The sequence below is a fragment of the Halomonas marinisediminis genome (assembly GCF_004347715.1).
Taxonomy (GTDB): Bacteria; Pseudomonadota; Gammaproteobacteria; order Pseudomonadales; family Halomonadaceae; genus Halomonas; species Halomonas icarae.
In genome coordinates, this window is record NZ_SLTR01000013.1 from 16,332 (window position 1) to 28,534 (window position 12,203).

The following is a 12,203-nucleotide window of genomic DNA, read 5'->3' on the forward strand; positions in this document are numbered from 1 at the left end:
GTACCGAACAGGTACTGATTGATGCAAGGCGGAAAGCCGGTGTCGCTTGCCACCATGGTCGGTTCGCCGCGGCGACGGGATAGGGCCATGCTCTACTCCTGCCTGATAGCGTCTGGAGACATGCATGCCGCTTTCCCCCTCCTATCGACTCGCCGCCACCATCCTGCATGGCTTCGACGAGTACCGTTCACGCTTCAAGGCGATTACCGCGGACGCCAGCCGACGCTTCGCCGCCGGAGCGTGGCGTGAGGCGCAGCGGGCCTCGGCGGAGCGTATCAATCTCTACGAGGAGAAGGTCCAGGCTACCCTGAAACGGCTGCGTCGCGGCTTCAGCGAGGAGCGGTTGATCGACTGCGAGTGCTGGAGAGAGGCGCGCACTCATTATGCAGAACTGATCGATCAGCGGCTGGATTACGAGCTGGCCGAGACTTATTTCAACTCGATGTTCTGCTCGCTCTTCCATCACCGCCATATCCGCAATGAGTGGATGTTCGTCTACAGCTCGCGAGAGCGGGCGGCACGCCTCTCCGGGCTGACCCTGTGTCGTCGTGCTCGAGTCCAGGGGGGCTGGACCGCCGGGTTGCGCTGGGCCCTGGGGGGTGCCCGTCTGGAGACCCCCTTCATCGATCTGGAAAAGGATGCGGCCCGGGGAGGAGAGGTGCTCCGGGGGCTGCTGCCCGACACCATCCGTGATGACCCCGAGGCCGAGATCGAGCTGATCAAGAGTGTCTTCTATCGCAACAAGGGGGCGTATCTGGTCGGTCGGGTGCTGGGCGGTGGTGAACAGGTGCCGCTGGTACTGCCGGTACTTCACGAAGTGGGAGCCGGACTCTATCTGGATACCGTGCTGATCGAGCCCGATGAGGTCTCGATCATCTTCTCGTTCACGCGTGCCTACTTCCAGGTCAAGGTCGTCGTGCCCAGCGAGTTCGTGCACTATCTTCAGGAGCTGATGCCCGACAAGCCGGAGGGTGAGCTCTACGCCGCCATCGGGTTTTTCAAGCATGGCAAGACCGAGTTCTTTCGCGGCCTCAATCGTCAGGTGGCACGCCGCGATGATCGCTTCATTATCGCCCCGGGAGTCCGCGGCATGGTCATGGCGGTCTTCGTGCTGCCCTCGTATCGCACCGTCTTCAAGATCATCAAGGACCGCTTCGACCCCTCCAAGTCGATGAGCCGTGAGAACGTGCGCGAGAAGTATCGCCTGGTCAAGCTGCACGACCGGGTGGGGCGCATGGCGGACACCCAGGAGTTCTCGAACTTCATCGCCCGCCAGGACCACTTCGATCCCGAGTGCCTGGCGCACCTGCTGGAGGTCGCCCCCTCCACCGTCTACCTGCGAGGTGACAAGGTGGTCATCAGGCACTGCTATACCGAGCGCATGATGACCCCGCTCAACCTCTATCTCGGGCAGTGCGACGAGGCGGAGACCCGGGCGGTGCTCAAGGACTATGGCAATGCCATCAAGCAGATGGCCGCCGCCAATATCTTCCCCGGCGATATGCTGCTCAAGAACTTCGGCGTGACCCGCCACGGCCGGGTGGTGTTCTACGACTATGATGAGGTGTGCTATCTCACCGAGTGCAACTTCCGGCATATCCCCGAACCGCTCTATCCCGAACAGGAGCTGGCCGATGAGCCCTGGTACTCGGTGGGACCCAACGACATCTTCCCCGAGGAGTTCGGCCCCTTCCTGTTTGCCGATATTCGCCTGCGGCGGCTCTTCTACGGGCTCCACCCCGAGCTGCTCGATGCCGACTACTGGAAGGGCTTGCAGCGTGCGGTCCTCGACGGCCGCGTCATCGACGTCTACCCCTATCGCAACAAGCAGCGCTTCAGCGGCGTCGAAAACGGGGACCTGGTCCACTAGCCGAAGCGTGGCGCGCTATGCTGAAAGAGCGTGAAGCCCCCTGGTGGCAATCCGTGGGGCTCTCAACCCAAGGAGAACGTCATGCTGGATCTGATTACTCACTCGGCAGGGCATGTCGTGGCGATGAAGGCGGGAGGCGTCGTCACCGCAAGCGAGTTGCAGCGTGCCATCGATGCCATCGAGGCCGCCAAGCAGAACCATCCGCTGGTCAGCATGGTGGTCGAAGTCGATAACCTGCGCTGGATGACCCTCGGTGCGCTGCTCAAGGATGTCGGTTATGGCCTGACCCAGCTCGGTGACCTGAAGCGTTACCACCGTGTGGCCGTGGTCACCGACCAGGCCTGGCTGAAACATGTCGCCCATCTGGAAGAGCGCCTCTTTCGCGCGTTGGAGATTCACACCTTCGCCAAGCGTGACCATGCCGCCGCCATGGCCTGGGCGGCCGAGCTTCCCAGGGGAGCCCATGAGAGCCCGGAGGAGGATGGCTATCACGGCGCCTGAGCCGGATCATGGTCGCTGGTCGACATCTGGCCGAGATGGTAGTTTCGAGAGAGTCGGTGTCGAGAGGTGATGAATGGTAGAGCGGCGCGCACCCCATCTGGTGGTGCTGACAGGAGCAGGTATCAGTGCCGAGAGCGGCATCCAGACCTTTCGTGCATCGGATGGTCTGTGGGCCAATCACCCCGTCGAGGAGGTGGCCACCCCCGGTGGCTGGCGGCGTGACCCCGCCCGGGTGCTGGCCTTCTACAATGCGCGACGAGAGCAGGTGCGTCGAGCGCGTCCCAATGCCGCCCACAAGGCCCTGGCGGCATTGGAGCAGCAGGGTTTTCGGGTCAGCATCATTACCCAGAACATCGATGACCTGCATGAACGGGCCGGTTCCCGGCATGTCCTGCATCTGCATGGCGAGATTCTCAAGGCGCGCTCCACGGTGGATCGCCGCATGCACTATCCGCTGCCGCGTGGTGGCATCGCCCTGGGGGATGTGTGTGACAAGGGCAGCCAGCTGCGCCCCGATGTGGTGTGGTTCGGCGAGGATGTGCCCCACTTCCCCGAGGCCTGCGATATCGTGGCCGAAGCCGACCTGGTGTTGGTGGTGGGTACTTCGCTCGAGGTGATGCCGGCCGCCTCACTGCTCCAGCATGCTCCCTTTGGTGCCGGCTGCGTGCTGGTCGACCCCGAGGCCGAGGCACTGGCGCCTCCCGGTGTCGCCCGCCTCAGCCAGCCTGCCGGCAAGGGGGTGCCGGCGCTTGTCCGGCACTGGCGGCGTGAGGGACGGCTGTGGGTACCCGAGGCGCTGCTGGAGAGGTGATGCGCCAGGGTCATGCTAGAATGCGCCCCCGTTTTCTCCCCGGACAGGCCATCATGCAGGACGACTTCCCTCACGAGTCCGAGACGTTTCACGAGCCCGAGACCCCGCAGGCGCACGCTCCTCGGACTGGACTTTCCCGAGACCCGGGAACCGGGCCTGCTCGCGACCCCGGAACGGGTCGCCCACGCCCTCCGCGCCGAGAGTTCAAGGCCCGAGGGAGCTTCGTCGAGCGTTGTACGGGGTGCAACCTGCCGATGCTCAATTGCCTGTGTCCCTATCGAGTGCAAGCCAGAAGTTACGCCCGGGTGTGGCTGCTGACCCACTCCATGGAGCATTTCAAGCCTACCAATACCGGACGGCTGATCCAGGATGTGCTTCCCGATACCGAGGTGTTCACCTGGTATCGCACCGCGCCGGACGAGCGCCTGCTGGCGCTGCTGGACGACAAGCGCTTCGCGCCCTTCGTGGTCTTTCCCGATGATCAGCCCGACTATGCCGAGCGCGTGGTCGACATCGACGCCGTGACCGAATCCCGGGCGGCGGGTCGCATTCCCGTCTATCTGCTGCTCGATGGTACCTGGCGGCAGGCGCGACGGATCTTCCGCAAGAGCCCCTATCTGGATGCCTTGCCGGTGTTGCCGTTGCGCACGGAGCGCTTGACGCGCTACCGGCTGCGCAAGCCCGCCTCCAGCTCACATCTGTGTACCGCCGAGGTGGCCGCCGAACTGCTGCGACAGGGGGGCGACGAGAATGCCGCCCTGGCCCTGGACGACTATTTCGACGCCTTCAACGAATGCTATGCCGCCAGCCGGCGTTTCGAGAAGATCGAGGCGCCGACGGCGGCGATGCGGCGCCTGCTGGCAAGCCAAGCGTAGTTACACCGCCTCATCCGTTGTCGGAGAAGATATCCAACGCCAGGTCGTGGGAGTGGCCAAGCCATATGGCGCCCTGGGTATGATCGAACAGGTCGTCATCGCTGCCGAGATGCACGAAGACATCCAGATCACCGCGGTTGAGGGCTAGCCAGGGCACCAGCTCACCGAACTGCTCCGGTGCGAAGGAGAGCTGGCAGCTCCCCACGGGGTGCGGCCCCACCGGCCGTTCATGAAAGCGACCCACCTGTATATCGAAGCGTGTGGCGCAGGCACTGGCGAGGCGCCTGGCCTGGGCCAGGCCGCCAGCGTCCGTGTAGTAAAGGTGCGCGTGGTAGTAGCGAATGACGCTTGTATCGATCAGGCCATCGGCGGTCTGGTCAGGCATATCTCCCCCTTGTCGGGTGTCTCGTAGCGCTGCCGGCAAGTGGCTGCGGAAACAGGCAGTGGCTGGTGTCAGCCGCTGCCGAACAGGGTGCCGGCGATGCGGAAGCCGGCGATCCAGGTGCCGGCGGCGGAGCCCAGAGTAGCGGTCAGAAACACCAGCAGGGTGCGTGAGACCCGGTTGTGCCACCACCCCTTGAGGTGGGTAACGTCGTGGCGCAGCGTCGAGAAGTCGCGCACCTTGGGCTTGCGCAGGTAGAGCTCCACCCCGGCCGCGACGAAGCCGGCCCCGATGGTGGGGTTGAGCGAGGTGAGCGGCGCGGCGAAGAAGGTGGCAATGACCGTGAACGGGTGGGCCAGGGCCACCAGGGTGGCCCCCGCCGAGAGCACTCCGTTGATCAGGAACCACTCCGCCACCAGCTGCCAGCCCAGGTCGGTATTGCGCGAGAAGCCGATGGCGAAGCCGGTAAGCACCAGGGCGGTGATCACCCAGGGCAGTGCCTTCCAGATCTTCGACGGCGGCGGCGTGGCCTCGAGTCGCTGGCGCTCCTCGGCCGGCTGTGGCGGCAACTCCTCGGCGAAGTGATCGGCCATGCCCTGCATATGGCCGGCACCGATCACCACCAGCACATTGCGATAGCGCCCCGGCGGCGCCTCCTCGGCCAGGCGCAGCACCATGTAGCGGTCACGCTCACTGATCAGAGGGGTATAGAGGCTCTCTGACTCGGCCGCGAATTCGCTGAAGGTGGACTCCAGCACGTCGCCCTCCTTGAGGCGCTCGACCTCCTCGGGGGAGACCTCCTGGCGCGACAGCACGCTACCCAGCAGCCCCGAGAACAGCGAGAAGCGCTGCCACCAGGGGACGTTGTGATAGATGCGCTTGAGGGTCACGCCGACATCGCGGTCGATCAGCAGCAGCGGCAATGCCGCCCGCTGGGACTCCTCCAGGGCGGCGCGCATCTCGGCCCCGGGCTCGATGCCGGACTGTTCGGCGAGTCGCTGCTGGAAGGCGCCCAGCGCCAGGCTGGCGGCCACCACGCCGGCCTTGCCCTGGCGGAAGACCTGGAACAGATCCTGTTCCGCCAGGGCGTCGGGATTGGTGAGGCTGTGATGGCGGGAGTCACACAGCTCGATGGCCACGGCGTCGAACCCGCCCGAGCGGATCAGTCGGCGCACGTCCTCGGCGCTCTCGGCGGAGACATGAGCGGTGCCGAGCAGGGTATAGCGGGTCTCGCCGATCTGCAGGACCCGCTGCGGGCCGCTGGTGGTATCGTCCGGGCGTGTCGGCATGGGGGCCTGGGTCTCGGTCATGGGGGCTCGACTCGAAGAAGTGAGAGCTCGATTATCCATGAACGCCCCCGCCGGGCCAAACCTCCTGCATATCGGCTCGGGGCGATCGCAGATGGCAGCGCCGCTCAAGGCGGCTCCGGCGACGGGCTGTCACCCTGCGGTGACGGCGATAGCCCTGCGTCCCGGTTCGGCTAGCGGCGCCAGAAGGCGGGGGTGAACAGCACCAGCACGGTGAAGATCTCCAGGCGGCCCAGCAGCATGGCCAGCACCAGAATCCACTTGGCCAGATCGGGCAGGTCGCCGTAGTGGGCCGAGGCCTCGCCCAGGGCCGGCCCCAGGTTATTGAGCGCCGACCCCACCGTGGACCAGGCGGTTATCTGGTCGACCCCGGTGGCCATCACCCCCACCAGCATCAGGAAGAACAGCATCACGTAGACGGAGAAGAACCCCCATACCGCCTGGGCGATGCCGTCGGGCACGCTCACCCTGCCGATCTTGACCGTGATCACCGCGCTCGGGTGGATCAGGCGCATCACCTCCCGCATGCCCTGCTTGAGAATCAGTATGATGCGGATCACCTTCATGCCGCCCCCGGTGGAGCCCGAACAGCCCCCCACGAAGGCGGCCATGAACAGCAGGAAGGGCAGGGCGCCGGGCCACAGCGAAAAGTCGGTAACGGCGAAGCCCGTGGTAGTGGCCACCGAGACCACCTGAAACAGGGCGTGGCGAAGACCAAGCTCGGTCCCATAGGTGTCGGTCAGCCACAGCGAGACGGTGGTGATGGTGGTCAGACCGGCAAGAAACAGCAGCAGGAAGCGTGCCTCGGGGTCCTCGAAGTAGTGCAGCAGGCTGCGTTCCCGCCAGGCGATGAAGTGTAGGCTGAAGCTGACGGCCGACACTATCAGGAAGAACACGCAGATCATCTCGATGGCGGCACTGTCGAAATAGCCGATGCTGGCATCGTGGGTGGAGAAGCCGCCGATCGCCACGGTAGAGAAGCTGTGGCCCAGGGCGTCGAACCAGTCCATGCCGGCGGCCATGTAGGCGAACGTGCAGGCGATGGTCAGCGAGGCATAGATGTACCAAAGGGCCTTGGCGGTCTCGGTGATGCGCGGGGTCAGCTTGGAGTCCTTGAGCGGCCCCGGAATCTCGGTGCGATACAGGGCCATGCCACCGACCCCCAGGGTCGGCAGGATCGCTACCGCCAACACCACAATGCCCATGCCGCCCAGCCACTGCAGTTGCTGGCGGTAATAGAGGATCGATTCGGGCAGGTGATCGATGCCGGTGATTACGGTGGCGCCGGTGGTGGTCAACCCCGAGAAGGATTCGAACACCGCATCGGTAAGCGTAAGCGCCGACTCGCCGGTCAGCATCAGCGGCAACGAGCCGAACAGCGCGAGTACGCTCCAGAACAGCGCCGCGATCAGGAAGCCATCGCGGGTACGCAGTTCCTTACGAGCGCGGCGGTTGGGCAGGAACATCAGGGCGCCGGTCGCCACGGTGATGCCGATGGCCACGGCGAAGGCATCCCACTGGCCGTCGGCGAACAGCAGCGAGATCAGGATCGGCGGCATCATGGTCAGGCTGAAGAGCATCAACAGTAGCCCCAGGATACGCAGCGTCATGCGCAGGCTCATCGGACGGCTCTCCTTGCGTCGCGGGCTTTCAGAAGAAGGTCAGCCCGACCTGAAACAGTCGCTCCACATCGCGGATGCGGCGCTTGTCGATCACGAACAGGATGACATGGTCGCCGGACTCCACCACTACATCATCATGGGCGATCATCACCTCCTTGCCACGCACGATGGCACCGATGGTGGAGCCCCGCGGAAGATCGATCTCGCCGATGGAGCGCCCCACCACCCGGGATGACTGGATATCGCCGTGGGCGATGGCCTCGATGGCCTCGGCGGCGCCGCGGCGCAACGAGTGGACGTTGACGATGTCGCCTCGACGCACGTGGGTCAGCAGGCTGCCGATGGTGGCCTGCTGGGGCGAGATGGCGATATCGATCTCGCCGCCCTGGACCAGGTCGACATAGGCGGCATTGTTGATCAGCGTCAGCACCTTCTTGGCCCCCATGCGCTTGGCCAGCATCGACGACATGATATTGACCTCGTCGTCGTTGGTCAGGGCGCAGAAGATGTCGCACTCCTCGATATTCTCTTCCTCGAGCAGGCGCTTGCTGGTGGCGCTGCCGTGCAGGACGACGGTGCGGTCGAGGCGTTCGGAGAGTACCGTGCAGCGCTCCAGGCTGTGTTCGATGATCTTCACCTGATGGCTGTGCTCCAGGTGCTCGGCGAGGCGCTCGCCGATATTGCCGCCGCCGGCGATCATGATGCGCCGGAAGTCGCGGTCGAGGCGGCGCAGCTCGCTCATTACCGCACGAATATCGCGACGGGCGGCGATGAAGAAGACCTCGTCATCGGCCTCGATGACGGTATCGCCCCGTGGGATGATGGGACGGTTGCGTCGATAGATGGCGGCCACCCGGGTATCCACGCTGGGCATGTGGCGGCGCAGGAAGGCCAGGTCCTGACCCACCAGTGGGCCGCCGTAGACCGCCTTGACTGCCACCAGCTGCACCAGACCACCGGCGAACTCGAGCACCTGCAGGGCACCAGGGTATTCGATCAGACGGCGGATGTGGTCGGTGACCACCTGCTCGGGGCTGATCAGCACATCGATGGGCACCGCCTCGTGGGCAAACAGCCCGCGGCGGGTGAGATAGGCGGTGGCCCGCACCCGGGCGATCTTGGTCGGGGTGCGAAAGAGGGTGTGCGCCACCTGGCAGGCGATCATGTTGACCTCGTCCTGGCTGGTCACCGCGATCAGCATGTCGGCGTCTTCGCAGCCGGCCTGACGCAGCACCATGGGATAGGAGCCGGGGCCCACCACGGTGCGGATGTCGAGCCTGGTATGTAGCTCGCGCAGCTTGTCGCCATCGGTGTCGACGACGGTGATGTCGTTCTCCTCGCGGGCCAGATGCTCGGCCAGGGTGCCGCCGACCTGGCCGGCGCCGAGAATGATGATCTTCATCGCGTGAGGGTTCCGCTGGGTCGAGGGGTGGCGAAAGCTGATGCGCCGCTGCACGTGGCGGCTAGACTAAACCAGCCGCCACGGGAAGGACAGGGGGCGGTGTCAGTCCAGGGTGAAGCCGACCTTGATGGTGACCTGCCAGTGCTGCACCCGGCCATGCTCGATATGGCCGCGGGTATCGATGACCTCGAACCAGCGCATGCCATGCAGGCTCTCGCTGGCCTTGCCGATGGCGCTCTCGATGGCCTGCTGAATGCCCTGCTCCGAGGAGCCGGTCAGTTCGAGATGCTTGTAGACATGATTGCTCATGATTCCTCCTGCACGTATCGATTGGTGGTGCATGCGTGAGGCGGGCTCCTTCGTGAGCCTGACCCTAGTGCTTCCTAAGTCTGGCCTAGCCTTTCTTAAGTCTGGCCTAGCCTTTCTTAAGTCTGGCATAGAAGAACCCATCGTGACTGTCGGCCTCCGGCAGCAGTTGCTGCCCGGCACCGGCAGGGCGGCCCCAGGCGACGTCGCGCGGTGTGGTCGCCTCGGCATCCGGGGTGCGCGCCAGGAAGGCGGCGACCTGCTCGCTGTTCTCCTCGGGCAGTACCGAACAGGTGGCATAGAGCAGGGTACCGCCAGGGCGCAGCAGGGGCCAGAGGTTGTCGAGCAGGCGTGCCTGGAGCTTGGCCAGGGTCTTGATGTCAGCGGCGCGTCGCAGGCGCTTGATATCCGGATGTCGCCGGATCACCCCACTGCCGGAGCAGGGAGCATCAAGCAGAATCGCCTCAAACGGGGTGCCGTCCCACCAGTCGCGGGCGGTGGCATCTCCGTGGGCCAGGCGGGCCTTCAGGCCGAGGCGCTGCAGGGCATCCTCGACACGCGCCAGGCGCTCGGCGTCGCTGTCCACTGCGTGCATGTCGATATCGAAGACCTCCAGCAGATGGCTGGTCTTGCCTCCCGGGGCGCAGCAGGCATCCAGCACTCGGGCGCCGGGGCGGGGGGCCAGGGTGGGTCCGAGCAGCACTGTGGCAAGCTGGGCGGCCTCATCCTGAACGCTGACGTGACCGGTGTCGAAGCCGGGCAGCTCGAAGACGTCGCAGGGGGTCTCCAGGGTGATGCCATCCGGCGCATGGGCGCACAGCCGTCCCTCGAGGCCCGCCGCGTCGAGTCGCTCGAGATAGGCCTCGCGGTCGCCATGACGGCGATTGACGCGCAGCGTCATGGGGCCGGGGACATTGTTGGCCTCGGCCACGGCGCGCCAGTCATCCGGCCAGGCTTGGCGCAGCGACTTGAGTAGCCACTTGGGGTGCAGCAGCGCCACCGCCGGGTCGCGGTCCACGTCGGCCAGCAGGGTGGCGGACTCACGCTGCAGGCGGCGCAGGCAGCCATTCAGCACCCGAGTGGCCCACTCCTTGCCGATCAGACGAGCGGCGCCGGCGGTCTCGCCGACGGCGGCGTGCGCGGGTATGCGCAGGTAGAGCAGCTGGTAGATGCCCACCAGCAGCAGCGCCTGGACATCGGCATCACGCACCTTGAAGGGCTTGTTCAGCAGCTTCCCGGAGAGCGCCTCAAGGCGTGGCAGGGTGCGACAGGCACCGAAGCACAACGCCTTGAACAGGGCGCGGTCGCGGGCTACCACCTGATGGTCATCGAGGCCGGCAAGCGACCCCTTGCCGGTGATCACCGGCACCAGGGCGCGGGCGGCGGCGGCACGGACCGCCAGGCCGCCGTCATTCTCCAGCCCACGCGAGGCGGTGCGGCGCGACTTGCCGTTGGAGGGGGGCTGACTCATGAGGAGGTCTCCTCGTGATGGTGGCCGAGGAGCAGGCCAGCGGGGAAACGATCGGCTCGGGCGTGCAGCAGGTCCTTGACCGGCAGTGCCCTGCCACCGGGCAGCTGGGCGCGGGTGACGCGCAGCACCTCACGGCCTTCGGGGCCACAGGCGATGCGCAGGGCGTCGCCGTCATGCTCGAGCAGGGTGCCGGGCGCGACGGGAGGCTCGTTGGCGGCGAGATCGCTCGCTTCGGCCATCAACAGGCGCAGGCGGTCGGCGTCGAAGGTGCACCAGGCCACCGGCCAGGGGTTGAAGGCGCGCACGCGAGCGGCCAGTGCCGCGGCAGGTTCGCGAAAGTCCAGCTCGGCCTCGGCCTTGGAGAGCTTGGCCGCATAGGTAACGCCTGCCTCGGGCTGCGGAGTGGCCACGAGGCCCTCCTCGACGAGGGCATCCAGCGCCTCGACGATCGCTTCGCCACCGAGTGTCGCCAGGCTGTCGTGAAGCTCGCCACCGGTGGTCGTGGTGGTGATGGGGGTGCGTCGCACCAGCAGCATGTCACCGGTGTCGAGCCCGACATCCATCTGCATGATGGTGACACCGCTCTCGGCGTCGCCGGCCTCGATGGCGCGCTGGATGGGCGCCGCACCACGCCAGCGCGGCAACAGCGAGGCGTGGATATTGAGGCAGCCGAGTCGCGGCGTATCGAGCACCGCCTTCGGCAGAATCAGGCCATAGGCCACCACTACCATGATATCGGCATCAATGGCGGCCAGTTCGGCCTGAGCCTCGGCGGGTTTGAGGCTCTCGGGTTGGTAGACCGGCAGTTCGTGTTCCAGGGCGAGCCGCTTGACGGGGCTCGGCGTCAGCCTGCGGCCGCGTCCGGCGGGGCGGTCGGGTTGGGTATAGACGGCGACGATGCGGTGGTGGCTGGCCAGCAGCGCCGCGAGGCTCTCGGCGGCGAAATCGGGGGTGCCGGCGAAGATGATATTGAGGGGTCGGGACATGGGGACAGCCTGGCCGTAAGTGGATACCTGCATGATAACGGAGCTTGCCGTAAACGACGAAGGCCGACGCGTTCGGCGTCGGCCTTCGTGAAGCTGGCGGAGGGGGCTCAGGCGTCCTGCATCAACTTCTGGCGCTTCTGCATCTTCTTGATCACCCGGTCGCGCTTGAGCGGCGAGAGGTAGTCGACGAACAGCACACCTTCGAGGTGATCCTGCTCGTGCTGGATACAGTGCGCAAGCAGGCCGTCGGCTTCCAGCTCATAGGGCTGGCCGTCGCGATCGAGTGCCTTGAGGTAAACACGCAGGGCGCGGGGCACATCGGCGTAATACTCGGGGATCGACAGACACCCCTCCTGCATCGGCTCGCGCTCTTCGCCGATGGGCGTGACCTCTGGGTTGATCAGCACCAGGGGTGTCGAGCGATCGTCGCTGACGTCCATGACGATAACGCGGCGGTGCACGTCCACCTGGGTGGCGGCCAGGCCGATGCCTCGGGCGTCGTACATGGTCTCCAGCATATCGTCGACCAGCTGGCGCACCTCGTCGTCGACCTCTTCCACCGGCGCCGCCTTGGTGCGCAGGCGCTCGTCGGGATATTCGAGGATAGGTAATTTGGCCATGGCGTTGGTTTCACCGTTATGCTGTCATTTACACAATGACACTAATTCCA

Annotated in this window: 12 protein-coding genes; 4 read left to right on the forward strand and 8 right to left on the reverse strand. The window is 65.6% G+C overall.

The genetic code is table 11. The annotated features are described in order from the left end of the window. Window positions 1–124 precede the first annotated feature (124 nt). The 4 genes from aceK (at window position 125) to E0702_RS10480 (ending at window position 4,057) form a co-directional block, all read left to right on the forward strand. On the forward strand, window positions 125–1,870 hold the full coding sequence (gene aceK / locus E0702_RS10465) for a bifunctional isocitrate dehydrogenase kinase/phosphatase (protein ID WP_132043579.1): 1,746 nt from the start codon (window positions 125–127) through the stop codon (window positions 1,868–1,870). Between the two features lie 81 nt (window positions 1,871–1,951). Further along, a complete protein-coding gene (locus E0702_RS10470; RefSeq protein WP_132043581.1) occupies window positions 1,952–2,371 on the forward strand; it encodes an STAS/SEC14 domain-containing protein in 420 nt (139 codons plus the stop codon). Between the two features lie 73 nt (window positions 2,372–2,444). After that, window positions 2,445–3,182, forward strand: coding sequence for an SIR2 family NAD-dependent protein deacylase (locus E0702_RS10475; protein ID WP_132043583.1), 738 nt, complete (start codon window positions 2,445–2,447; stop codon window positions 3,180–3,182). A gap of 53 nt (window positions 3,183–3,235) precedes the next feature. Then, window positions 3,236–4,057 (forward strand): tRNA-uridine aminocarboxypropyltransferase, encoded by an 822-nt coding sequence (locus E0702_RS10480; RefSeq protein WP_132043585.1) that lies wholly within the window; start codon window positions 3,236–3,238, stop codon window positions 4,055–4,057. A gap of 10 nt (window positions 4,058–4,067) precedes the next feature. Here the strand turns inward: E0702_RS10480 and E0702_RS10485 are convergent, their stop codons facing one another. The 8 genes from E0702_RS10485 to def all read right to left on the reverse strand — a co-directional run bounded on the left by E0702_RS10485 (window position 4,068) and on the right by def (window position 12,153). Further along, window positions 4,068–4,442 carry a DOPA 4,5-dioxygenase family protein gene (locus tag E0702_RS10485; RefSeq protein WP_132043587.1) on the reverse strand — a complete coding sequence of 125 codons (375 nt, stop codon included), beginning with the start codon at window positions 4,440–4,442 and terminating at the stop codon, window positions 4,068–4,070. A gap of 68 nt (window positions 4,443–4,510) precedes the next feature. Continuing rightward, window positions 4,511–5,749: a TraB/GumN family protein gene (locus tag E0702_RS10490; RefSeq protein ID WP_132043589.1), complete on the reverse strand. Its 1,239-nt coding sequence runs from the start codon at window positions 5,747–5,749 to the stop codon at window positions 4,511–4,513. A 170-nt stretch (window positions 5,750–5,919) separates the two neighbouring features. Continuing rightward, entirely contained in the window at window positions 5,920–7,368 is a 1,449-nt protein-coding gene (locus tag E0702_RS10495; protein ID WP_132043591.1) for a TrkH family potassium uptake protein, read from the reverse strand. Between the two features lie 28 nt (window positions 7,369–7,396). After that, a complete protein-coding gene (gene trkA / locus E0702_RS10500; RefSeq protein WP_132043593.1) occupies window positions 7,397–8,770 on the reverse strand; it encodes a Trk system potassium transporter TrkA in 1,374 nt (457 codons plus the stop codon). Between the two features lie 102 nt (window positions 8,771–8,872). Then, window positions 8,873–9,079: a dodecin gene (locus E0702_RS10505; RefSeq protein ID WP_132043595.1), complete on the reverse strand. Its 207-nt coding sequence runs from the start codon at window positions 9,077–9,079 to the stop codon at window positions 8,873–8,875. 106 nt (window positions 9,080–9,185) lie between these two features. After that, the gene (gene rsmB / locus E0702_RS10510) at window positions 9,186–10,547 is read right to left on the reverse strand and encodes a 16S rRNA (cytosine(967)-C(5))-methyltransferase RsmB (RefSeq protein ID WP_132043597.1); all 1,362 of its coding nucleotides are present in this window, start codon (window positions 10,545–10,547) and stop codon (window positions 9,186–9,188) included. Further along, the gene (gene fmt / locus E0702_RS10515; protein ID WP_132043599.1) at window positions 10,544–11,533 is read right to left on the reverse strand and encodes a methionyl-tRNA formyltransferase; all 990 of its coding nucleotides are present in this window, start codon (window positions 11,531–11,533) and stop codon (window positions 10,544–10,546) included. Before fmt ends, rsmB begins: the two co-directional genes overlap by 4 nt. A gap of 107 nt (window positions 11,534–11,640) precedes the next feature. Continuing rightward, entirely contained in the window at window positions 11,641–12,153 is a 513-nt protein-coding gene (gene def, locus E0702_RS10520) for a peptide deformylase (protein ID WP_132043601.1), read from the reverse strand. Window positions 12,154–12,203 lie beyond the last annotated feature (50 nt).